Source organism: Collimonas sp., from assembly GCF_035566375.1.
In the GTDB taxonomy this organism is placed as follows: domain Bacteria; phylum Pseudomonadota; class Gammaproteobacteria; order Burkholderiales; family Burkholderiaceae_D; genus Collimonas.
Window position 1 is genome coordinate 1 of sequence record NZ_DATMRK010000067.1, and the last position, 23,689, is coordinate 23,689.

The 23,689-nt window shown below is 57.8% G+C and carries 20 protein-coding genes; 12 read left to right on the forward strand and 8 right to left on the reverse strand.

Features of this window, described 5'->3' with window-relative positions; genetic code table 11:
- The first annotated feature begins 169 nt into the window (after positions 1 to 169).
- The 3 genes from VNZ60_RS20695 to VNZ60_RS20705 are packed head-to-tail and all read left to right on the forward strand — an operon-like array spanning position 170 to position 4,004.
- A complete protein-coding gene (locus tag VNZ60_RS20695) occupies positions 170 to 643 on the forward strand; it encodes a (2Fe-2S)-binding protein (protein WP_325662539.1) in 474 nt (157 codons plus the stop codon).
- Between the two features lie 10 nt (positions 644 to 653).
- Positions 654 to 2,909 carry a xanthine dehydrogenase family protein molybdopterin-binding subunit gene (locus VNZ60_RS20700; protein ID WP_325662541.1) on the forward strand — a complete coding sequence of 752 codons (2,256 nt, stop codon included), beginning with the start codon at positions 654 to 656 and terminating at the stop codon, positions 2,907 to 2,909.
- A gap of 9 nt (positions 2,910 to 2,918) precedes the next feature.
- Complete coding sequence (locus VNZ60_RS20705; protein ID WP_325662543.1) at positions 2,919 to 4,004, forward strand: XdhC family protein; 1,086 nt, start codon at positions 2,919 to 2,921, stop codon at positions 4,002 to 4,004.
- Between the two features lie 120 nt (positions 4,005 to 4,124).
- Here the strand turns inward: VNZ60_RS20705 and VNZ60_RS20710 are convergent, their stop codons facing one another.
- Complete coding sequence (locus VNZ60_RS20710; protein WP_325662544.1) at positions 4,125 to 5,042, reverse strand: LysR family transcriptional regulator; 918 nt, start codon at positions 5,040 to 5,042, stop codon at positions 4,125 to 4,127.
- 112 nt (positions 5,043 to 5,154) lie between these two features.
- Between VNZ60_RS20710 and VNZ60_RS20715 the strand changes: the two genes are divergently transcribed.
- From VNZ60_RS20715 to VNZ60_RS20725, 3 genes are all read left to right on the forward strand, one after another.
- Positions 5,155 to 6,252: a tartrate dehydrogenase gene (locus VNZ60_RS20715; protein WP_325662546.1), complete on the forward strand. Its 1,098-nt coding sequence runs from the start codon at positions 5,155 to 5,157 to the stop codon at positions 6,250 to 6,252.
- 188 nt (positions 6,253 to 6,440) lie between these two features.
- Positions 6,441 to 7,778 (forward strand): glycerate kinase type-2 family protein, encoded by a 1,338-nt coding sequence (locus VNZ60_RS20720; RefSeq protein ID WP_325662548.1) that lies wholly within the window; start codon positions 6,441 to 6,443, stop codon positions 7,776 to 7,778.
- Between the two features lie 107 nt (positions 7,779 to 7,885).
- Entirely contained in the window at positions 7,886 to 9,220 is a 1,335-nt protein-coding gene (locus tag VNZ60_RS20725; protein ID WP_414648930.1) for an MFS transporter, read from the forward strand.
- A 17-nt stretch (positions 9,221 to 9,237) separates the two neighbouring features.
- Here VNZ60_RS20725 and VNZ60_RS20730 read toward each other — a convergent pair whose 3' ends face one another.
- Complete coding sequence (locus tag VNZ60_RS20730) at positions 9,238 to 9,813, reverse strand: hypothetical protein (RefSeq protein WP_325662550.1); 576 nt, start codon at positions 9,811 to 9,813, stop codon at positions 9,238 to 9,240.
- A gap of 251 nt (positions 9,814 to 10,064) precedes the next feature.
- Between VNZ60_RS20730 and VNZ60_RS20735 the strand changes: the two genes are divergently transcribed.
- Both VNZ60_RS20735 and VNZ60_RS20740 read left to right on the forward strand, forming a co-directional pair.
- Entirely contained in the window at positions 10,065 to 12,092 is a 2,028-nt protein-coding gene (locus tag VNZ60_RS20735; RefSeq protein WP_325662552.1) for a PAS domain-containing sensor histidine kinase, read from the forward strand.
- A gap of 251 nt (positions 12,093 to 12,343) precedes the next feature.
- Positions 12,344 to 12,526: a hypothetical protein gene (locus tag VNZ60_RS20740; RefSeq protein WP_325662554.1), complete on the forward strand. Its 183-nt coding sequence runs from the start codon at positions 12,344 to 12,346 to the stop codon at positions 12,524 to 12,526.
- A gap of 98 nt (positions 12,527 to 12,624) precedes the next feature.
- Here VNZ60_RS20740 and VNZ60_RS20745 read toward each other — a convergent pair whose 3' ends face one another.
- The 4 genes from VNZ60_RS20745 to VNZ60_RS20760 form a co-directional block, all read right to left on the reverse strand.
- Positions 12,625 to 14,013, reverse strand: a complete 1,389-nt coding sequence (locus VNZ60_RS20745; RefSeq protein WP_325662556.1) for an FAD-containing oxidoreductase — start codon at positions 14,011 to 14,013, stop codon at positions 12,625 to 12,627.
- Positions 14,014 to 14,081: 68 nt separating this feature from the next.
- Positions 14,082 to 15,011 (reverse strand): ABC transporter permease, encoded by a 930-nt coding sequence (locus tag VNZ60_RS20750; protein ID WP_325662558.1) that lies wholly within the window; start codon positions 15,009 to 15,011, stop codon positions 14,082 to 14,084.
- Positions 15,008 to 16,069, reverse strand: a complete 1,062-nt coding sequence (locus VNZ60_RS20755; RefSeq protein WP_325662587.1) for an ABC transporter permease — start codon at positions 16,067 to 16,069, stop codon at positions 15,008 to 15,010. The genes VNZ60_RS20750 and VNZ60_RS20755 overlap by 4 nt, the downstream gene beginning before the upstream one ends.
- A 25-nt stretch (positions 16,070 to 16,094) precedes the next feature.
- On the reverse strand, positions 16,095 to 17,720 hold the full coding sequence (locus tag VNZ60_RS20760) for an ABC transporter ATP-binding protein (RefSeq protein WP_325662560.1): 1,626 nt from the start codon (positions 17,718 to 17,720) through the stop codon (positions 16,095 to 16,097).
- Between the two features lie 551 nt (positions 17,721 to 18,271).
- Between VNZ60_RS20760 and VNZ60_RS20765 the strand changes: the two genes are divergently transcribed.
- From VNZ60_RS20765 to VNZ60_RS20780, 4 genes are all read left to right on the forward strand, one after another.
- Entirely contained in the window at positions 18,272 to 19,084 is an 813-nt protein-coding gene (locus VNZ60_RS20765; protein ID WP_325662589.1) for an outer envelope protein, read from the forward strand.
- A gap of 79 nt (positions 19,085 to 19,163) precedes the next feature.
- A complete protein-coding gene (locus VNZ60_RS20770; protein ID WP_325662561.1) occupies positions 19,164 to 20,249 on the forward strand; it encodes a BMP family ABC transporter substrate-binding protein in 1,086 nt (361 codons plus the stop codon).
- 272 nt (positions 20,250 to 20,521) lie between these two features.
- Positions 20,522 to 21,253, forward strand: coding sequence for a GntR family transcriptional regulator (locus VNZ60_RS20775; RefSeq protein ID WP_325662563.1), 732 nt, complete (start codon positions 20,522 to 20,524; stop codon positions 21,251 to 21,253).
- Between the two features lie 126 nt (positions 21,254 to 21,379).
- Entirely contained in the window at positions 21,380 to 21,859 is a 480-nt protein-coding gene (locus tag VNZ60_RS20780; RefSeq protein ID WP_325662565.1) for an acyl-CoA thioesterase, read from the forward strand.
- Between the two features lie 21 nt (positions 21,860 to 21,880).
- Here the strand turns inward: VNZ60_RS20780 and VNZ60_RS20785 are convergent, their stop codons facing one another.
- Complete coding sequence (locus tag VNZ60_RS20785; RefSeq protein ID WP_325662566.1) at positions 21,881 to 22,435, reverse strand: GNAT family N-acetyltransferase; 555 nt, start codon at positions 22,433 to 22,435, stop codon at positions 21,881 to 21,883.
- Positions 22,436 to 22,549: 114 nt separating this feature from the next.
- Entirely contained in the window at positions 22,550 to 23,677 is a 1,128-nt protein-coding gene (locus tag VNZ60_RS20790; protein WP_325662568.1) for an ABC transporter substrate-binding protein, read from the reverse strand.
- Positions 23,678 to 23,689 lie beyond the last annotated feature (12 nt).

A 23,689-nucleotide genomic window follows, 5' to 3' on the forward strand; every position in this document is an offset into this window, starting at 1 on the left:
GTTCGTGGCCGGAAGCGATGCACTGGCGGTGGTCGGGCCGGCTGTGGAGGCTCGGCTGAAGGCGGTGCACGCCCTGGAGTCGCTTTCGACGTCGACGGACGGCAGCTTCTGATCGCGAGGCGAGTCGCACTTGCCACGACACACCTAACCTGCGAAGGACTGACCCATCATGAGCACGCTCCATGTCAACGGTGGTGAGCACACGGTCGACGTCGCCCCGGACACCCCCATTCTCTGGGCCTTGCGCGACACGCTGGGCATGACCGGCACGAAGTTCGGCTGCGGCGCCGCGCTGTGCGGCGCCTGCACCGTGCATCTGGACGGCCAGGCTACCCGGTCGTGCATTACACCTGTCTCTGCTGCGGAAGGCAGGAAGATCACCACCATCGAGGCCATGACCGACGGCAGTGATCCGGTCGGCGCCGCGGTACACGCCGCATGGCTCAAGCACGACGTGGCGCAGTGCGGCTACTGCCAGAGCGGCCAGATCATGAGCGCCACGGGATTCCTCAAGTCGCTGCCGCGCGGCAAGCAGCCGACCGCCGCCGAAATCGACTCGGCCATGGCCGGCAATATCTGCCGCTGCGGCACCTATGCCCGCATCCGTGCGGCTGTGGCCGACGCCGCCAAAACCCTCGCCTGAAAGAGCTGCCATGTTGCCCAATGTAGATTACAGCGAAATGCCACGCGCCCTGCAGCACATGCTGACGCGCGGACAAAGCGAAGAAGCCGCCACACTTCCGCGCCGCCAGTTCCTGAAGCTGGCCGGCTCTGTCGGCCTGGCGCTCGGCGCCTTTCCCCATCTGGCTATGGGACAAGCCACCCAAGCCACCATTAGCGACCAGGCTGGCAGCGCCCTCAAGCCGACCCAACAGCCGTCGGCCTTTGTGCAGATCGCCCCCAATGGCGAGGTCACGGTAGCCGTCAACCGGCTGGAGTTCGGCCAGGGCGTGCAGACCGGTTTGTCGATGATTCTGGCCGAGGAGCTGGACGCGGACTGGAGCATGGTCCGCAGCCGGCACGGCTCGAACGATCCTGCCTACGTCGATCCGCTCTTCGGCATTCACCTCACCGGTGGCTCCAATTCGGTCAAGAACAGCTTCACGCAGTATCGCGAGCTCGGCGCTCGCGCCCGGGCCATGCTGTTGGGCGCGGCGGCGGCGCGCTGGAATGTGGACGTGGCTACCCTGCGCACGGAAGCTGGTTCGGTGCTAGGCCCCGGGGGGCGTAAGCTGAGTTACGGCGAACTGGCCGAAGCCGCGATGGCCTTTCCCGTGCCGGGGAAAGTCACACTGAAGGATCCCAAGGATTTCCGCATCATCGGTCGCCCCACCACGCGCCTGGACGCGCGCGCCAAGAGCAGCGGCCGGCAGCAGTTCGGGATTGACGTCCGCCTGCCCGGTCAGTTGACGGCGGTGGTGGCGCGCCCGCCGATGTTTGGCGCCCGCCTGGCGTCAGTGGACGATAGCGCGGCGCGCGCCGTGAAAGGCGTGAAGGCCGTGCTGCGCGTGCCGCTCGATCGCGGCGCCGAAGGCGTGGCCGTGATCGCCGATGGCTACTGGCCGGCCAAGCAGGGGCGCGATGCGCTAAAGCTGGAGTGGAACACCGCCGCCGTCGAGAAAGTGGACAGTGAAAAGCAACTGGCCCAGTACAGAGCCCTTGCCGCCCAGCCTGGAGCGCGCCAATTCGACGCCGACATGACGCCTTTGGCAAGCGCGCCGCGGCAACTGGAAGCCGAGTTCGTGTTCCCTTACCTGGCCCACGCGGCCATGGAACCTCTCAACTGCACCGTTGCGCTCACCGACGGCCGCGCTGAGATATGGACCGGTTCCCAGTGCCCCGGGCTGGACGGTGCCGCAGTCGCACGCGTACTGGGCATCAAACCGGAACAGGTAGTTGTGCATGTGCAGATGGCAGGCGGCGGTTTCGGCCGGCGCTTCTCCAGCGGCAGCGACTTCGTGGTCGAGGCCTGCGAGATCGCCAAGGCCGCCCGCGCCGCCGGCTTGAAGGTTCCGGTGCGCACACTGTGGAGCCGCGAGGACGACATGCGCGGCGGCTACTACCGTCCGATGCATTTGCACCGCGCGCGCATCGGCTTCGACGAACGCGGCAAGGTGCTGGCCTGGGACCATGTCATCGTCGGCCAGTCCATCACCACCGGCTCCGTGTTCGAACAGTTCCAGGTGAAGAACGGCATCGACGCCACCGCAACGGAAGGCATGCGCGAGCCTTATCCGCTGCCGATGCGTCTGACGGTGCATCACCCCAAGCTGAATGTGCCGGTACTGTGGTGGCGCAGCGTGGGCTCCACCCACACCGCCTTCGTGATGGAGACCTTGATCGACCAGATCGCCCGCAGCACGAAACAGGACCCGGTGGCCTACCGGATGCAGCTGTTCGGCGACAAGCATGCTCGCCACCGGGCTGCGCTGCAATTGGCGGTGGACCAGAGCGGGTATGGCAAGCAGCAGTTACCCGCCGGACGCGCCTGGGGCGTGGCGGTGCACGAATCCTTCCAATCGGTGGTGGCTTACGTGGTAGAAGCCTCGCTACGGGACGGCCAACCGGTACTGCATCGCGTGACCGCCGGCGTGCACTGCAACCTTGCGGTCAACCCGCGCAGCGTGGAAGCGCAGATACAAGGCGCGGCGATCATGGGATTGTCGATGTGCCTGCCAGGCTCGGCCATCACGCTCAAGGACGGCGTTGTCGAGCAAAGCAACTTCAGCGACTTTACTGTAGCGCGCATGACCGACATACCGACGCTGGATGTCCACATCGTACCCAGCGCCGAGCCGCCGACCGGCATGGGTGAGCCGGGCCTGCCGCCGCTGGCCCCTGCTTTCGCCAACGCCATTGCGCAGCTGACCGGCAAACCGATACGCCAACTGCCGTTCAAACTGGCGTAAATCGGCGCGATGGAAGATCTCGACACCCTGGTCTTGCGCACCGCATTGGGCTGGCAGGAGGCGGACCTGCCCGTGGTGCTGGTCACCGTCGCGCGCACCTGGGGCTCCTCGCCTCGACCGCCCGGCTCGCTTATGGCCATCAACGGGCGGGGCGAAACCATCGGTTCGGTGTCGGGCGGCTGCATTGAGGACGACCTCATCCTCCGTATCCGGAAAGATGGCGCACACGCCGTTTGCACAAGCGACCTGCCCAGTGTGCTGCGCTACGGCATCTCAGCTGACCAGGCGCACCGCTTCGGCCTGCCTTGCGGAGGCACCGTGGAACTGGTGCTGGAACCGGTGTCTGCGCACAGTCGGCTAGGCGAACTCCTGCGGGCCTGCGAGCAGCGGCGCAGCACCGAACGGGTGCTGGATCTGCACACCGGCAGGGTGGAACTGCGTCAAGGCAGGCGCGATGGTGTGCCCCGGCTCGACGACAATCAGCTGACCACCTACCTGGGGCCGCGCGCCCGTCTCATCGTTATCGGGGCTGGAGACCTGTCGCGCTACCTGTGCCAGATGGCGCTGAGCCTGGGTTTCGAGGTGATCGTCTGCGACCCGCGAGAGCAATACCGCGCAAGCTGGCAGCTGGATGGCGTGGTAGTCAGCCGCGAAATGCCAGACGACCTGATCCTGCGGTTACAGCCCGATGCACGCACCGCGGTAGTAGCCCTGACGCACGATCCCAAGCTGGACGATCTGGCTCTGATTGACGCACTGCAGTCCAATGCTTTCTATGTCGGAGCCATCGGTTCGCGTCGCAACAGCGAGCAACGCCGCAACCGGCTGCGCACATACTTTGACATAACGGAGCCCGCGCTGCAGGGACTGCATGGGCCGGCAGGCCTGTACATCGGCAGCAAGACGACCGCCGAGATCGCGCTGTCTATCATGGCTGAGGTTGTGGCCGTGAAGAACGGCATTCAATTGGGCGCGTCGGCCCAAATCACTGCAGGCAAGTCGCATGACGAGATACAGGGCGAGATACAAGGCCCGAGTAAAGGCCCAAGTAAAGGCCGAGACGCCAGCCCGGGGAATAAGGTGATTTCTGCCTAATCCACCGTTATTTATAGGATGAAATAGAAATCACCGAAGATCGGAAACAGCAGCGCTATGCAAGCCCGCTATGCAAGCCTTATCGCAGTTATCCAGCGCTCCTTATATCCCAGGAAATCGTTATTGAGCAGCTGGCGCCAACTCTTTCGCAATAAAGTCCACGAACGCACGAATACGATTTGACATCTGGTGGCGCTGTGAATACACCGCAAAAATATCCGCATTGGGCGTTGCACAATTAGGCAGCACCTGGACCAGCTTGCCGTCCTGCAGGTATTGATTGATGTCCCATTCGGCTCGCAACAGAATTCCATGCCCATCCAGCGCCCATCTCACTGCGATTTCGCCATCATTGGTAGTCAGGTTGCCGCGAATCTTCACGGTCTCCGTTTTTTTAGCCGCCCCGCTCCCGGTCGTCAGGCGCCAGACGCCGTAGGCTTCATCCCCTTGCCGGATACCGATGCAATTGTGCTTCGCCAGATCGTGCGGGGTGACTGGCGTACCGCGTCGCGCCAGGTAAGCCGGCGTCGCGCATAACAGTCGCCGATTGGCAGCCAGGCGCCGCGCGACGACGCGTGTATCCGGCGGCTCGCCGAATCGAATGCAGACGTCGAATGTGTCATCAGTCAGCGGCGGCGGCATGACAGATAACTGCAGTTGCACCGAGACTTGCGGAAAGGCGGCGACGAATTTAGAGATCGCCGGCGCCACATGACTTCTCCCGAACCCAAGTGTTGCGTTGACGCGCAACAGGCCTTCCGGCCGCTTCTTGGCGCTGCCGAGCAACTCCGAAAGCTGGTTGATTTCGTCCAGGATCCGGCGCGCATGCTCCAGGTAAAGCTCGCCCTCCGGGGTCAGCATCATCCGCCGGGTCGTCCGATTCACCAGCGGCACGCCGGCCCGGCTCTCCATTTGCGTCAAATGCTTGCTGACTGCAGCTGCAGTCAGCCCTAGTTCGCGGGCGGTAGCGCTCAGGCTGCCGGAAGCTGCAAGTGTTGAGAAAAAGCCCAAATCCGATGGAAGAACCGTCTCTTGCATGATGTCTCACTTGTGAATAATAGTTAAGAACGCTTTAAGTTTAGCACCGGTTTTTGCCAGAAAACGTCGGTAGAGTGCAGTCACACCGAACATTTTTTGAAAGGCAGGAGACATGAAGACTTATCGCATCGCAACTATTCCAGGTGACGGTATCGGCAAGGAAGTCGTTCCGGCGGGCCAACAGGTGCTCGAAGCGCTGGCTAGGACAAACAAGACGTTTGCATTCGAATTTCAAGATTTCGACTGGGGCGGCGACTACTACCGCAAGACCGGCGCGATGATGCCGGCCGATGGCTTGGATGCGCTGCGTGACAAGGACGCCATCCTGTTCGGTTCGGCAGGCGACCCGGATATTCCCGATCACATCACCTTGTGGGGTTTGCGCCTGAAAATCTGCCAAGGCTTTGATCAATACGCCAACGTGCGCCCGACCCGCATCCTGCCCGGCATTGATGCGCCGTTGAAGCGTTGCAAGCAAGACGACCTGAACTGGGTAATCGTCCGTGAAAACTCGGAAGGCGAATATGCCGGCGTCGGCGGCCGCGTGCACCAAGGCCATCCGATCGAAGCGGCTACTGACGTCTCGATGATGACGCGCGCCGGTGTGGAACGCATCATGCGCTTCGCCTTTCGCCTGGCGCAATCCCGTCCGCGCAAGCTGCTGACCGTGATCACCAAGAGCAATGCACAACGTCACGCGATGGTGATGTGGGATGAGATCGCAGTTCAGATTTCGAAAGAATTCCCGGATGTGACCTGGGACAAGGAGTTGGTCGACGCGGCAACGGCGCGCATGGTCAATCGTCCCGCAACGCTAGACACCATCGTCGCCACCAATCTGCATGCAGACATTCTGAGCGACTTGGCGGCAGCGCTGGCCGGCAGCCTGGGTATTGCGCCAACCGGCAATATCGATCCAGAGCGCCGCTATCCATCGATGTTCGAACCGATCCACGGTTCGGCGTTCGACATCATGGGCAAGGGCTTGGCCAACCCGGTCGGTACTTTCTGGTCGGTCGTGATGCTGCTCGAACATCTGGGCGAACATGACGCCGCAAAACGTGTCATGCAAGCTGTCGAAGCAGTTACTGCCGACCCTTCCTTGCATACCCGCGATCTGGGTGGCAATGCCACGACAGCGCAAGTGACTGCTGCTGTTTGTGCATTCCTTGAAAAGACCGCAGCCCCGGCAGAAAAAGCCGCGGCGTAGCCATCAACTGCCCGGCGGGTCTGAGCAGACTTCTGGGCAGACTTCTGAGCAGGAAAAACATAAAAATACCGGGAGCAAACCGGCCTGCGCCGAGCCGAGGTAAGCACTACCCCTGGCAAAAATAAAGCTGGAGACATCATGTTTATTGCATTTACTGCTTTCCGCTTGCTTTCGACGTGGCCCCGGAAATGAGCACGTCCAAGTATCCTAAGCTTTCCGGCCGCTTCGACGCCAAATCCGTTACCAGCATCGATCGCTTGTTGAAAGACATCTTTGACGTCGCTATTGCGGTCGCGCAGCCGACTTCGCGCGTCCCGCAATTCTTGCCGGCGCCTCCTCGTGGGCGTTTGATTGTTATTGGCGCAGGCAAGGCGTCGGCTGCAATGGCCAAGGCGGTCGAGGACAACTGGAGCGGAGCGCTGGAAGGCATCGTCGTTACGCGTTACGGTTATGCGGTTCCCTGCCAGCGCATCGAGATTCTGGAAGCGTCGCACCCTGTGCCTGATGCAAACGGCCTGAAAGCGGCTGAAAAAATTCTCAAGCGCGTGAGCGGATTGAGCGCTGACGACATGGTTCTTTGCCTGATCTCGGGCGGTGGTTCTGCGCTACTGCCATTACCGGCTGAAGGCTTGACGCTGGCAGACAAACAAGAGATCAGTCAAGCACTGCTGGCCAGCGGCGCCAGCATCTCTGAAATGAACTGTGTACGCCGCCATCTCTCCGCCATCAAGGGCGGTCGCTTGGCGGCTGCTTGCCATCCTGCCCGCGTCGTCAATCTGATCATTTCCGATGTCCCCGCGGACGGCTTGCATGACATCGCCTCAGGCCCGACGGTAGCAGATGCCACTACCTGTGCGGATGCGCTCGCCGTATTGCAGCGTTACGCCATCAAAGTGCCGCCGGCGGTAAGCGCCATGCTGGAAAGCGGCCGTTCTGAATCCTTGAAGCCCAATGATCCACGTCTCCCGCATATCGAAACACATCTGATTGCGACACCTCAACTTGCCCTGGAAGCCGCTGCCAGGCTTGCTAAAGAGGCCGGGATCAACGCCTATATTCTGAGCGACGCGATTGAAGGTGAAGCACGCGAGGTCGGCAAAGTCATGGCAGCGATTGCCAGGCAGGTCAAGCGTTGCGCTCAACCCGCTCAACCTTTCAAGCCTCCCTGCGTTCTGCTGTCCGGCGGCGAGACTACCGTCACGATTCGCGGCAAGGGCCGGGGTGGCCGCAACGTCGAGTTCCTGCTGGCGTTGGGCGTCGCCCTGAACGGGGAAGACGGCATCTTTGCCATCGCCGGCGACACCGACGGCGTCGATGGCCAGGAAGAAATTGCCGGTGCCCTGCTGAGGCCCGACACCCTTGCACGGGCAAGGAAGCATGGCATCCATCCGCTGGCAAGCCTTGCAAACAATGATGCTCACGGATTTTTCCAGGCACTTGGTGACTCGGTCGTCACCGGCCCCACGCTAACCAACGTGAATGACTTTCGCGCCATTTTCATTGCCGCTCAGCCCGACAATATCTGACATTCCTTTTGTTCAGAGTAATAAAAATAACCGGTTTAAACGGTAGTTCTCTCGGCAGCAGTATCGATTTTCAATAATGCAACGCTATAACCTCCAAGGAGGAGACAATGAAATCTGATCTCGAATCAAGCCTGGAATTAAGCCTCGAATCACGCGTATCTCGCAAGCTCATGTGGCGCATCATTCCGTTTGTCATGCTGCTTTACTTTGTCAGCTTCCTTGACCGCGTCAACGTCGGCTTTGCCGCAATGACGATGAATAAGGCAATCCGCCTCTCGCCCACGGCGTTTGGTTTGGGCGGCGGCCTGTTTTTCATCGGCTACTTCTTATTTGAAGTCCCGTCCAACCTGATACTTCATCGTGTCGGCGCGCGTATCTGGATCGCACGCGTGATGGTTACCTGGGGCATCATCTCTGCGCTATCGGCCTTTGCTGCCGGACCGAACAGCTTCTATGTACTGCGTTTTTTGCTGGGGGTTGCCGAAGCAGGCTTCTTCCCCGGGATCATTCTCTATTTGAGTTTGTGGTTCCCGGTGAAACAACGTGCAGTCGCTGCGGCGTGGTTCATGGCTGCGGCGCCGATTTCAGTCGCAATCGGATCCCCATTGTCAGGCGCAATCATGCAGTTGCCATCGGTTTTCGGATTGGCTGACTGGCAGATGTTGTACTTCATTGAAGCAGTGCCTGCGATTATTCTCGGCTTCGTCGTATTGAAGTACCTGACCGATACGCCTGCGAAAGCGAAATGGCTGGCGGCCGATGAGCGTGAATGGCTGATCGCCAGGCTGAAGGGTGAAGCTGCCGCCCGACAATCCAATACCGGCCACACCGCTGGCGCTCTCAGTGCATTGAAAGACCCGCGTGTCCTGGCTCTCGCACTCATCTACTTCGGCACCTCCGCCGGCCTTTATACCTTGGGCCTTTGGGCGCCGCTGATCATTCGTGAATTTGGCTTCACCCCGTGGCAGACCGGATTGCTGACCGGAGTACCGAGTGTTGTCGCCGTGGTCGCCATGATCCTATGGGCAAAGCATTCGGATCGTACCGAAGAGCGCACCTGGCACGTCGTGATTCCTTGTGTACTTGCATGCATAGGCCTGGTTTTTGCCGGCCTGGCGACGACAGCATTGCTGGTGGTTCTTGCACTTGTCGCGGTAAATGTCGGTATCAGTTCCGCCAAAGCACCGTTATGGGCCATGCCAAGCTCCTTCCTTTCAGGAGCAGGCGCTGCCGCTGGCATAGCGATGATCAACTCGGTAGGCAATCTTGGCGGCTTCGTTGGCCCGTTTGCGATCGGCTGGCTGAAGAATCTGACCGGCGGCTATGCTGCCGGCCTCTATGTAGTTGCGGCAACGCTGGCAGTGTCAGCAGTAGTCACACTGCTGCTAAGCCGCCAGGCAAGGCGAGTATCTGCAATCGGTCATCCGCGTCACGGCCATTAGCATGCAATTACTCTTGGCTAAAGAGTTTTTCCATGCGATTCAGTTGAAGCAATCACGGCCATCTCTATCAACCGATAAAAATAGAAGCGTATTTTTTCAACGTCTTCGTTGAGCAGCTGAGCCAGCTCTGAGGCGCTGGCGCCAGCCGTCAACTGCGTTGTCGTGCTATCCAGGAAGCGCTGCAGCACGTAGTTATCCATCGCATGGTCATTGCGGTTTAAAGTGAAGCGCGTATCAGCATGCGGCAGCAGCCTTTTCATGCCGCGATGATGAAAGACGGAAAGCAGCGGCGGTTTTTGAAACGTGTTCAGATCCAGATGAAAATCCCTGCGTAGCGGCAAGGTACTGGCCGACAGATAGCGAAACGTACCAGTAGCGGACGAAAACAATTTGGCCAGCACCGCTCTGGCCTGTTCTGGCTGATCAAAACTGTCCTCATTCATCTGTAGAGCGGTTAATACTTGTTCTGAAACGTGCAGGTAGTACTGATTGCCATCGCCGATATCGATGTGAATTACACCGGAGCGATATTCTCCCAGACTAGTGACTACAGCATGCAATGAAAAATCCGACAGGCGACCCCAAATTGCCATTCCCTCTCCAAAACATTTTTTTTTGCCAAACGATAGTACGTGTACATATCGTGTGAAATTGAGGCGTGAAATTGAGCCGAGATTTTGCGGCAAAAAAACGACAGAGCCATGTAGGGACTTCTTGAAATCACAGTAGGTATTTGCAATGTAAATGTAGGCAAATTCCTACGCTCGCAACCAATGCCAGTGCATGCGATATCGCAGCCCGCTATGAAAAGCTGAAGATTTTCCATCAGCACTCATTTCCCTGCATGTTTTCCAACGCTTGCGGCCCTCGAAACGTCAGCGTCGCACGCTCGCCGACCTATAGCCAGAATGAATCGCGCGGCAATACAATTGAAGCTGCCGATGAAAATTCTGAACCGATGACCTCTATGCGAGACGATCCCGCCGCAAATTCACTGCTCATCGGGAAAGATTTTTTTCAAGAAGTGTTCGCTCAATCTACGGTTGCGATGAGCGCTGTCAGCCCGGACAAGATTTTCCTGGCGATCAATCCCGCGGCATGCATGCTCCTCGGATACGCAGCAACGGAACTGCAAGGAAAGCATTTCGCAGATATCCTGCATCCTGCCGATCAACCCGCAATGCTCGCCGCGCTTGATCGATTGGCGCAGGATGTAGTGCAAGGTGCGCTCAACGGCTCCCACCTGAACTGCCGTTGCATTCATAAGAGCGGTCAGATCATCCACGCTCGGACGCACATATCGCCGCTGCGTAACGAGCACGGGGCGCCTGCCTATTTTTTCTCCCAGATTTTCGATGCCGCCGAACTCACGCAGCAGGAGGAGATCGATACCGCCAAGTTGCACGGCAGCGTCGGCTTCGCGCGCGACATCAGCCGCCGCAAACAAACCGAGAAACACCTCGCGCTGGTCGACTTTGCATTGAATCAAGTCAACGACAGCTTATTCCTGATCGATAAAGATGCGCGCTTTCGCTACGTTAACGATGCAGCCTGCCGAGCGTTGAATTATAGCCGCGCGGAATTGCTGGAGATGGGCATACCCGATATCGATCCCGATTGGCCTGCCGCGCGCTGGCCGCAAGACTTCAATGACCTCAAGATCCTCGCGGCAAGAAAGTTTGAAACTCGCCATAAGACGAAAGATGGGCGTATCTTTCCGGTGGAAGTCAATTCCAAGTATTTCGAATATTTAGGATGTAGTTACAAGGTCAGTCTGGCGCGCGACATCACCGAAAGCAAACAGGTGGAAGAATTGTTATCCAAGCGCGAGCAGGAGTTCCGTACGCTGGCTGAAAACCTGCCCGATCTGGTGGTGCGCTACGATCGCAACTGCCGGCGCACCTATGTCAACCCGGCCTACGAGCGGGCAACCGGGATTCCGGCAAGGCATGCGATGAACGAAATGCCTGATGCGAAATGGCGAACCGGTATCTCAGGTGAAGAATACAACGCGACACTAAAAAAAGTCATGGCGACCAGGATCCCGGCCCAGATTTTTATCAGGGCGACAAAAATGGATCAGCAACTTACCGATTATGTCTTTCACATCGTCGCCGAATGCAATCTGGATGGCGAGGTCAATGGTGCGCTGGCGATAGGCAAAAACATCACCGTTCTCAAAGAAACTCAACGTCGCCTCGAAGAATCGCAGTTGCTGCTGCGGCAACTGGCTGCCCGCAACGAAACCGCAAGAGAAGATGAACGGCGCCACCTGTCGCGCGAGATTCACGACGAACTGGGACAATGCCTGTCGGCGTTGCGCATGAATATGTCGGTTCTTGGGCTGCAATGCAAAGAGGACGATGCGTCGCTGCAGGCGACCATACGGCGCATGATAACGCTGGTCGATTCCACTATCCAGGTGGTGCGCAACCTGGTGACATCGTTACGCCCCTCGGCACTCGACATGGGCATTGTGCCGGCCCTGGAGTGGCTGGTAGAAGAGTTCAGCAACGGTCACCCTGACATCCACTGCTCCTGGTACGTGGCTGAAGAAGATATTCATCTGGATGAAAAACGCGCTACCGAAATTTTCCGCATAGCGCAGGAATCCCTGACTAACATCAGCCGTCATGCGGATGCGACCAAAGTCAGGATCGCATTGGAGCGCAAAGAAGGCCGTTATCTGCTAGAGGTACGCGATAACGGCAGAGGCTTCGATCCATCGCAACGCAAGAAACAATCCTTCGGCCTGCTCGGCGTGCGCGAACGGGTGCTGATGCTAGGCGGCGAAATTGCCATTTCGAGTGTGCCGAACCAGGAAACAATCATCAAGGTGGGCATCCCCGTCCACAATGTATTAAAAAATTAATATCAAAGAGACTGATAGCTGAGGTTACGCCTGGTCAAGGTCAATTCGCGAACTAGCCTTGGTATCCTTCATGGTCAAGGAAACGATCAGGGACATCGCAGCACACGCGCTGACATGACTGTGCCGCCAGCGGGAAAGAGTATGATAGACATACCCTCTCCCATCTGCCGGAGATCGGGCTCACAAAATGGCATGTATTGAAGAATATTTCTTGAAGAATGTTTTTTTCCAGCAACAAGGAGAAGACTATCATGCTGCATTTCCATCATCACCCCCATTCATCGCAACACCACCATCTTGCAATCAAACTCGCGATCGGCTTGCTACTGCTTGGCTTGATTGCCGCTTTTCCGCTGGTCGCGGCCGCCGATGAACCCGCGCAAGCACACCACTGGCTGATTACCGATCAATTTGACTCCAGCAAGGGATGTTGATCTCAGCGACTGACAGCCGTTTTGTGTAAGTCCCGGAGGATGCCGCAGTTCAGCATCCCCATTTTCTATCATGGAATATAGCGAACCTCAGGAACAGCTCACGGCTGCAACGGCTTGAGCTCACCCAATAGCGTTGGCACCAGCTCGGAGACAGTCGGATGAATGTGCATCGCACGCTGGATGGCGGTGTACGAGGCGCCGGTATACATGACGTCAAGAATCGAATGGATCACTTCATCGCCTTCAATGCCGAGCAGCATTGCGCCAAGGATTTTCTTTGTTTCCGCATCCACCAGCACGCTCATATAGCCCTGGGTTTCGCTACGTTCACGCGCACGCCCTACTCTCTTCATCTGCAGCGTGGCGACCAGCGCATTGCGACCACTAGCGCGAACTTCCCGCTCAGTCATGCCGATCCTGCCCAGCGGCGGATCGATGAACAGCGCGTACGCTTGAATCCGGTCGGCTACGCTGCGTGCATCATGGTCGAGCAGATTGGCTGCCACAATTTCATAGTCGTTGTAGGAGGTATGGGTAAATGCGCCGCGGCCATTGACGTCGCCCAGCGCCCAGATTCCCGGTACATTGGTGCAGAGTTTGTCGTCCACCACGATATACCCGCGCTGATCGGTCTTGATACCTGCCTGGTCGAGACCGAGGTCAGCGGTGTTCGGGACACGTCCCACCGCGAGCAGCAAATGCGAGCCTGAGATTTTGTGCAATGCATCGTTCTCGTTCTCACTCACGCTAAGCACGACCGCATCGTCAGGTTTTTCGACGCGCTGAATGTTGGCGCCTAGCCTGACTTGAATGCCTTCACCTTGCAGGATGTCCAGAATGGTTGCGGACACTTGATCATCCTCGCGGCCGATCAGACGTGGCCCGCCTTCTATCACCGTGACCTCGCTGCCGAAGCGGCGATACATCTGGGCAAACTCCAGGCCGATGTAGCTGCCGCCGACAATCACCAGATGCTGCGGCAGGAAATCCACCTCCATCATGCTGGAGTTGGTCAGGAATGGGATGTCTTTCAGTCCCGGGATATCAGGTACCGCGGCGCGTCCGCCGACATTGATAAAGATTTCATCTGCTTCCAGCAACTCGCCATTAACCCGTACCGTGCGCGGACTCTCAAAACAGCCATGCCCTTCGATCACCGTAAGATTGGGTGTGCTCTTGAGCCAGTCGGCCACGCCTTGATTGGATTGCCTGACGATCAGATCTTTACGCGCCTTGACGCGTGCCATGTCGACCTCAACCGGGCTGGCTATCATGACGCCGAATTCGGCGGCGCGACGCGCCATGTGCGCCACGCGCGCGCTTGCGATCAAAGTCTTGGTGGGTATGCAACCGGTATTGACGCAGGTACCGCCAAAACGCTTGCGCTCGATGACGGCTGTCTTGCGGCCGGCGTTGGCCAGCCGTACCGCCAGGGAAGGACCGGATTGCCCGGTGCCAATGACGATTGCATCGTATCGCTGGTTCATTGCATCCTCCGTCTGCGGGTTGACCTTTGCAGTATATTCGCAATGATTGAAACTCAACACCTCGGGCGTCAGGCGTCCGGATGAAAACTGCGCCCGAGCGATACCGGCTGATTCAACAATATGGTTTTAGGATCGCGGCAGATGATCACCAGCACCACCACCGTCGCGGCGTACGGCAGCATCGACAGCAATTCTGACGGCACGCCAAGTCCGAAACCCTGCGCGTACAACTGCAACACCGTTACCCCGCCGAAAAGGTAAGCGCCGCACACTACACGTAGCGGTTTCCAGGTGCCAAACACTACCAGCGCCAATGCGATCCAGCCCTTGCCTGCGGTCATGCCCTCGACCCACATGGGGGTCTGCACGATCGACAGGTAAGCGCCCGCGACACCGGCCGTGGCGCCGCCGAACATGACCGCCAGATAACGAATCAGAATCACCGGATGACCGATGGCGTGCGCCACCGTCGGCGACTCGCCTACCGCACGCATTTTCAGACCGGTATGGCTTTTGCTCAGAAACCAGTACACCGCCAGCAGCAGCACCAGCGACAGATAGACCATGATGTCATAGTGAAACAGCAGCTTGCCAAGCAGTGGCAACTGCGACAGCAACGGAATCTCGACGCCTTGCAAGCCTTGGATCGGGGTACCGGCCAGGCTGTGCCCGACGAAGGCCGACAGGCCGATCCCGAACAATGTCAGGGCTAGCCCGGTCGCTACCTGGTTGGCCTGCATGCTGAGCGTCAGAAAGGCAAAGATCAGCGACATGGCGACCCCGGCCGCCGCCGCAGCGGCGAAGCCGACTGTCGCACTGCCAGTCGCCAGAGCGGCGGCAAAGCCGGCCACGGCGCCGACCAGCATCATGCCCTCGATACCCAGGTTGAGCACGCCGGCTTTTTCGACCACCGTTTCACCGAGTGCAGCGTAGATCAGCGGCGTGGCCGCGACCACGGTGCTGGTGATGATGGGCAGGATGGGGCTGGCGGGATTCATGCGGCTTCCTTGATGATGGCGACAGCAGCGGACTGACGGGCGACGCTGACATTTTTCAGCCTGAAGCTGATAAACAGATCTGCCGCCAACAGGTAAAACAGCAGCAGGCCTTGAAACAGGCCGGTAATGGCCGATGGCAGCGCCATCTGCATCTGTGCCGATTCGCCGCCGAGATACAGCAGCGACATCAGCAGCGAGCCGAGCACAATGCCGACCGGATGCAGACGCCCGATCCAGGCCACGATGATGGCTGCGAAACCGTAACCAGGCGATATCTGCGCCTGCAACTGGCCGATCGGGCCGGCCACTTCGCATAACCCCGCCACGCCGGCGCTGGCGCCGCTGATGAGCAGCGCGATCCAGACATTACGTTTATTCGAGAAGCCAGCATAGGCGGCCGCGGCAGGCGCCAGGCCGGCAACCTGCATCCGGTAACCGGCGTAGGTTTTGGAAGAAAACAGCCAGGAAGCCAGCGCCAGCAGCAAGCCCAGAATGAAGCCCCAGTTGGTGCGTGTGCCTTCGATCAGGATCGGTATCAGGTGGGCATCGCTGAAGGTTTTCGATTGCGGAAAATTGAAACCTTGCGGGTCACGCCATGGGCCATGCACCAGATACGACAGCAGCAATTGCGCGATATACACCAGCATCAGCGTCACCAGAATCTCGCTGGTATTGAAACGATTGCGCAGATAGGCCGGAACCGCCGCCCAGGCCATGCCGCCCAGCGCACCGGCGACCAGCATCAGCGGCAAGCCCCAGGCCGCGCTGCTGTCGCCAAGCCACAACGCGACACCGCCGCCGGCAATTGCGCCCATGGTCAGTTGGCCTTCGGCGCCGATATTCCAGACATTCGAACGAAACCCCAGCGCCAGTCCAAGCGCGCACAGCAACAGCGGCGTGGCTTTCAGCAGCAACTCGCCGACGCCGTACATGGTTTGCAGCGGCTTGATGAAAAATACGTAAAACGCCTGCTCCGGATTCTTGCCGAGCACAGTAAAAATGACGATACCGGTTAGCAGCATCGCTACCGCCGCAAACAGCGGCGAGGCAATCCGCATGACCGGCGATGGGGCCGGACGGCGTTCAAGCTTGAGCAAGGTGGCTCTCCTGTTTGATAGATGTAGGGTGATGACCGGGATCGCCGCCCGAGGAATCTGCAACTGCGTCTGCATCCGCGCTCGGCAATGCATCGAAATTGCCACTCATCCAGTTGCCGATCTGTTCAATGCTGGTGTCGGCCAGCCGCACCGCCGGCGACAAGCGGCCGTCGGCCAGTACGCAGATGCGATCGCTGATGGTGAATAACTCATCGAGTTCTTCCGAGATCACCAGCAACGCCACGCCCTGCTTGCGCAAATCGATCAGCGCCTGCCGGATCAACTGCGCCGCGCCGACATCGACGCCCCAGGTCGGCTGCGCCACGATCATCATTTTTGGATTGAGCATGGTTTCGCGGCCGACGATGAATTTCTGCAAATTGCCGCCGGACAGGCTGGACGCCGCAGACTGCTCGTCGCCGCATTTGACGCCGAAGCGGCTGATCACGTCTGTGGCAAACTGGCGTATTGCAGCCTGCCGCATCACCCCTTTGCTGACCATGCCGTGGCGGGCGCCGGTCAGCAAGGCGTTCTGGGCCAGACTCATGGCCGGCACCGCCCCGCGCCCGAGCCGCTCTTCCGGCACAAAGGTCAGGCCGAGCTGGCGTCGCTGAGCCGGATTCAATTGGCCGGCCGGCTGCCCCATGAGTTCGATCATCGGGCCGTGCGAGCTCAAGCTTTCTCCCGACAGCGCAGCCAGCAATTCTTTCTGGCCGTTACCCGAGACACCGGCGACGCCAAGGATTTCACCGCTTTTCACGGCCAGGCTGATGGCCTTCAGCGTGGTCCCGAACGGGTCGATAGTGGCCAGCGACAATTTATCCAATGACAGTCTCGTTTCGCCGGCTGCCTGCGGCTCCAGGCGGCACTCGGCCAGTTCGCCGCCTATCATCATGCGCGCCAGGCTATCGTTAGTCTCGTTCCGGGGGATGGCCGATCCGCTTACCCGGCCACCGCGCAACACGGTAGCGCTGTCGCACAAAGCGCGGATCTCGTCGAGCTTGTGGCTGATGTAAAGAATGCTGCAACCTTCTGCAGCCAATTGGCGCAAGGTCGCGAACAAGGTTTGCACCGCCTGTGGCGTCAGCACCGAAGTCGGCTCGTCCATGATCAGCAGCTTCGGCTGTTGCAACAGACAACGCACGATTTCCACGCGCTGCCGCTCCCCTACCGACATGCTGTGTATCAGCCGCTGTGGATCGATCGGCAGGCCGTATTTTTCCGACACTTCGACAATCCGCGCAGCCAGCAGCGGCTTTGCCATCTGTACATCCAGTGCCAGCGCAATATTTTCGGCGACGGTCAGCGTCTCGAACAAGGAAAAATGCTGGAACACCATGCCGATTCCCATGCGCCGCGCCTGCGCCGGGCTGGCGATGGTTTGGTAACGGCCTTCCCACAGGATGGTGCCCTCGTCTGGTTTGGTGACACCATAGACGATTTTCATGAGCGTACTTTTGCCGGCGCCGTTCTCGCCCAGCAAGGCATGAATCTCGCCGGGCCGGACACTCAAGCTGACGCCGTCATTAGCGACCACGCTCGGATAGCGCTTGCTGATGCCGGTCAGGACCAGGCGTGGCGGCAGGTCTGAAGAAGCTGGCAGGAGATCCATGGGAGAGCCCATCTAAAGAGAATGAATAAGGAAACAAGGGGAAAGTGCAATTGTTGTGCCAGAGCTGAAATTGCGCTGGAGTTTTCTAAAAGATATCCGTGCCGAGTGTCCCCTCGGGCAGGTGCGCGTCGCGCGGATTTGCGGCCCGCGGCCGTTTGTTCATGGTTGGATTGATCGATTTTTGTCGACAAAATAAATAATAAATTGCGACAAATAATTATTTATAAAGATTCTATTTTTCACAAAAAACGATGAAAATTCGCGCCATCTGACGCACCAAAACAGCACTTCATGATCCGATTTGATGCAAACAGGCCCATATCCATGCGGCTTACGAGCGGATCACGATTGCACACCGCACTTTTCCTCTGGCACGACAATTGCTGAAACGCTGATCAGAAATTGTTGACAATTATTTTTAATGATTTCGAAAAGTCGATTTGCAAAATACGGCGAACCTGAGCGTAGCGGGAGAAACAGGCGCTTTAACTTTTTTGGTCATTAACTCTCTTTTGGGGAAAAGCATCATGGCAAAGCAAGTGGCAGTAAATATGAGCAAGCTCGCAGTTCGCGTGCTGACGGTGGCGGCCGCGCTGACTGCCGTTCAGCAGGCCGGCGCGGCGGAATGGAGCGACACCTCGATCGGCTATCGCTATGGCACTCAGTTTGCAGAACCATTCGTCGGCACAGGCATCACGAAAAACATCCTTAACCTGACCCACGCCAGCGGCTATAAATATGGCACGAACTATTTCAACGCCGACTTACTGCAATCCGACAACAAGGACAGCAACGCTCAGGAAGCCTATATCGTTTATCGCAACACACTTGATCTTGGCAAAGTATCGGGGAAAGACCTGTCTTTCGGTCCGGTGCGCGGGCTCGGCGTGACCGCCGGCTTCGACTGGAACACCAAGAACGATATCGGTTATGCGTCGAAAAAACGCATGCTGGTGCTGGGGCCAACCTTGATGATGGATGTGCCCGGCTTTCTGAATATAAGTCTGTTGCTGCTGCAGGAAAGTAACCAGCCGATTGGCGTCACCAGCCGCTACACCTACGATCTGCACCCTATGCTCAATGCGGCATGGGGCATTCCTATCAGTTCCACCGGCCTGGCTTTCGAAGGCTATATGAACTACATCGCCGCCAAGGGGAAGAACGAATTCGGCGGTGGCACCGCGCCGGAACTGAATATCGATGCACAAGTGATGTACGACCTCGGCACACCTATGGGCATCGGCAAAAACACACTGCGCCTCGGTCTCGAATATCAATACTGGCGTAACAAGTTCGGCAATCCACACGACGTTCCCGGCTCGCTTGCCAAAACACCGATGGTGCGCGTCGAATACCACTTCTGAAGCTTCTCTCATCTCTACATACAGTGAATTTTTGCCACGTGTTTTTGCCAAGTGTTTTTGCCATATAAAGGAGTTCTTCATGTTTCGAGTGCGATCTACAGTAGCGGCCATTGCGGCCGGCGCCAGCCTGATGTTAGGCATTCTCCCCACAACGCAGGCGGCCGAACCGCTGAAGGTGGCCTTTGTTTATCTGGGACCGATCGGCGACGGCGGCTGGACCTACCAGCACGATCAGGGACGGCTTGCGATCGAAAAGGAATTCGGCAGCAAGATCAAAACCACTTACGTTGAAAACGTGCCGGAAACAGCTGACGCCGAACGCGTCATCCGGCAACTGGCAGCCGACGGCAACCAGCTGATTTTCACCACTTCGTTCGGCTATATGGATCCGACCATCAAGGTGGCCAAAGCCTTCCCCAAAGTCCACTTCGTGCATGCGACCGGCTACAAAACCGCGCCGAATGCGGGTACCTACCAGACCCGTTTCTATGAAGGCGCCTACTTGCTGGGCATCGTTGCCGGCAAAATGACCAAGTCCAATACCCTTGGCTTCGTCGGTTCATTCCCGGTGCCGGAAGTTGTGCGCAACATCAACGCTTACACACTAGGCGCACAGAGCGTCAATCCTAAGATCAAGACTAAGGTGGTCTGGGTCAACACTTGGTACGATCCGGGCAAGGAACGTCAGGCTGCCGAAACGCTGGTAGCGCAAGGGGCTGACATGCTGGCGCAAAATACCGATTCGCCGGCGGTGGTGCAGGTCGCTCAGGAAAAAGGCGTGCATGCCTTCGGCTGGGATACCGACATGGCCAAATACGGTCCCAAGGCGCATCTTACCGCCAACACCGAAAACTGGGGCGTGTACTACAGCCAGGAAGTCAAACGCGAGCTGGCCGGCACCTGGAAGCCCGAACAGACGCTGTGGGGCATCAAGGAAAACCTGGTGGTTCTGTCGGCGTTGAATCCGGCGGTGCCGGCTGATGTCGCCAAGCTTTTCAACGAAAAGAAACAGGCCATCGTCGATGGCAAATTGATTCCTTTTGCCGGTCCGCTCAAGGACAATACAGGCGCAACCAAGGTCGCCGCAGGCGCAGTATTGCCGATGGGAGATCTACTCGGAATCAACTGGCTGGTCGACGGCGTGGAAGGTTCGCTGCCTAAATAAACTGTCGACGTCGACAGCATGTTCTTTTCCGGTTTGCGCTTAACCACCGCAGCAAACCGGGGCAGCAGCTAACTGGGGTCAGAGTGAACTTTCTGCGCGCCTTTTGCAGAAACTTCACTCTGACCCCACTTAGCGGGCCACGGAGTACTTGCCTCATCGCTGAAAAAGAACAAAACTGCGTAATGCGCTCTGTCTTTCTCCGAATCCGTCATGTGGCGTGGCGACGTCATGAACTATGAAACTCTCGATAATATGCCGTGCTATGCCTCACTATGAATAAATCGACCAAGCCACCCCATTTATCTCTCGCACCGCAGACCGCAACGCGCGATCACTCGGCGACGCCGGAAGAACGCATTTACCAAGACATTTACGACGCCATCATGGAGCATCGCTTGCCGCCACGGACCAAGCTCACAGAGCAGGTCTTGTGCCAGATCTACGACACTGCCCGCCATACCGTGCGCAAGGTTTTGTCGCGCCTGGCGGCAGAGGGCCTGGTAGACCTGGAAGCGAATCGCGGCGCCTTCATCGCCAGCCCCTCCACTACCGAAGTCAGAGACATGTTTGAGTTGCGCAATATTCTAGAGCGCGCAGTTCTCGATAAAGTCGGACGGGTTGCCAAGGCGCGTCAACTGGCGAGCCTGCGCAAGATGGTTGCAGAAGAACGCCAGTCCTATCTGAACGGCGACCGGCCGCGCTGGATCCGCCTGTCGGCGCAATTCCATCTGGCTTTGGCAGAGCTCGCCGGTAATCTGCTGCTGGTTGAAAACTTGCGAAAACTGGTCTCACGCACCACCCTCATGATCGCCAAGACAGAAACGCAGGGACACAATATCTGTTCATTCGATGAACATGACACGGTATTGGCAGCGTTGGAAAACGGCGACATCGAGGCAGCGCAAGAGCGCATGGCACAGCACTTGCATCAGTGCGAGGATCGCGTGCTGCCCGATGCTCCCGGCAATTTCGATTTGCGCGACGTGCTGGGTAAAAACGGCTAGCCGAACCGATAGGCCCTCGCAGCTTTCGAATTCAGCGCGCGCCGCGTCTCTTGCTGAACCTGGTGATTCTAGGATAGGCTTGCCGCTTCCTGCCATTCTTGAGAATAGAAAGAAAGCCCGTTAACTATGGACATGCCATCCCACCAACTCACCATGACTGTGCTGATGTCGCCCGACATGGCCAATTTTTCCGGCAATGTCCATGGCGGCGCCATTCTCAAGTTGCTCGACCAGGTCGCGTATGCCTGCGCCAGCCGCTATGCAGCGCAATACGTGGTGACTCTAAGCGTAGATCAAGTAACTTTTCGACAACCCATCCATGTCGGTGAACTGGTCAGCTTCCTCGCCAGCGTCAATCATACCGGCACCTCATCGATGGAAGTCGGCATCAAGGTTGTCGCCGAGGACATCCGGACCCAGGTGGTGCGGCATGTGAACAGTTGTTTTTTCACGATGGTGGCCGTGGACAACGAACGCCGCCCGGTAGCGGTGCCGCCGCTACGGCCGTTCAGCGCAGAGGAAAAGCGGCGTTTTGAAGGCGCCATTCTGCGCAAGCAGTTGCGCCAGGAACTGGCGCGCCGCTTTGAAGAGGGCAAACCTACCTGATGATCAGGCGCGGCCCTTCACTCAGAGCGGCCGCTCGACAATGTAAGTATGCTCGTCGCAATCCTGCCCCCGGAACACGGCTCTGTCGATTGACGTCAATTTCATTCCGACTCGCTCAAGCAATTGAATCGAGGAGATATTTCTGCTGTCCGTGACGCCGATTACGCTTTGAATCTTGCTTACTTCAAACAGCATGGCAATGGTTTCACGTACGGCTTCGCTAGCCAGGCCCTTGCCATGATAGGTAGCGGACAGCGTGAACCCAATGTCAGCATGCTGTCCATCGGCAGAGATGCAGACGCCAATGTCGCCAATCAATTTGTCGTCACTACCGTCAGCAATCCCGATTTGCCCCCAGACTCCCGGCTGAAACAGTTCGGCAGCACCCATTTCTTTTAAAAAAGCGCTTGCTTCTGAATCGGGTTGTGGAACCCACCCTTGATATCGCGACAGCTCCTCGGATTGGCGATACGCTTGAAAATCCGCCAGATCCAACACGGCTAAGCGCCGTAGTGTGATACGTGCTGCGGGGCGAGGCAAAATCTGGACGGGCACCGCCGGAAAAATAGGCTCCATAAATAATTGATGCTTTCATGTCGAATCACAATCGGTGCTGCTGCGAGGCAATGACATTACACCGACTTGCAAATTCGAGCAATGCCGATCGTCGCCCCGCGGCGCACATACACCTCAGTGCAGAATCGCGCCGCGCTTGCCGATCATGATCATTTCGACAAATTTCGATCCATCATGGTTGCTTGGGGTGTATGACACTTTCACTCCGCCCAAATCGAAATCCCGCAAGGTTTCCAATGCCGCCACAAGTTTTGGCCTGGTTGGATTGGGGCCGGCCCGGCGCAGCCCCTCGGTCAGGAGTTTCGCTGCTACGAAGCCTTCGAATGTCGAATAGGAGAACGGTGGCGGCTTAGGCATTCCTTTCAGGACGCTTTGGAATTCGCGCGTCGCGCCGGCGTTGAAATCCTTCGGATACGGCATCACTTGCATCACACTCACGCCGCGGCCGTCGTCGCCGAGCGATTCGAAGAAGGTATCCGAGCTGACATTGGAAAGCATCATGAATGTCGGATGAAATCCCTTCTTGTGGACTTGCTTGACGAAATCGGAACAGACTGACGGCGTGCAAGCCATCAGCACGGCCTGCGGATTAGCAGCGACGATGGTATCGACCGCCTTGTCGATTTTCAGATCCTTGCGATCATAGTTCGCTGTCGCCACGGCGTTCAATTTATGCTTTGCCAGATTGCGCTCGAAGCCGGCCAGCCCATCCTTGCCGAAACTATCGTCCTGATACAGGATCGCCACCTTGCGGATCCCCAGGGTGCCAAACAATTCGATCATTTTCGCGGCTTCGTCCTGGTAGCTGGCGCGTAAATTGAACAGATAGGGATTGAATGGCTGATGCAAACTCTGGCCGCCGGAGAACGGCGCGATCATCGGTACTTTGTTCGTCAGCAGCAGCGGCAGCACGGCTTCTACCGTCGGCGTGCTGCGATAGCCGAACAGGGCCAGCGCATTATCTTCCTTTAACAGCTTTTCGGTATTGAGTTTGGTGGTTTCGGGCTTGCGTTTGTCGTCATAGGACTTGAGCTCGATCTTGCGTCCATACACGCCGCCCTGCGCATTGACCCAGGCAAAGTATGCCAGCGCGCCCTCCATGTTTTCCTTGCCGGTGGCTTCGCCCGATAACTCTACGGACTGGCCGATGACGATTTTTTCCTGAGCATTGGCGATGGCTGTAAAGGCCAGAAGAAAAAGCGCAAAAACGGATGCAAAAACAGACGCAAAAAGCGTTTTCATGATGAATGTCTC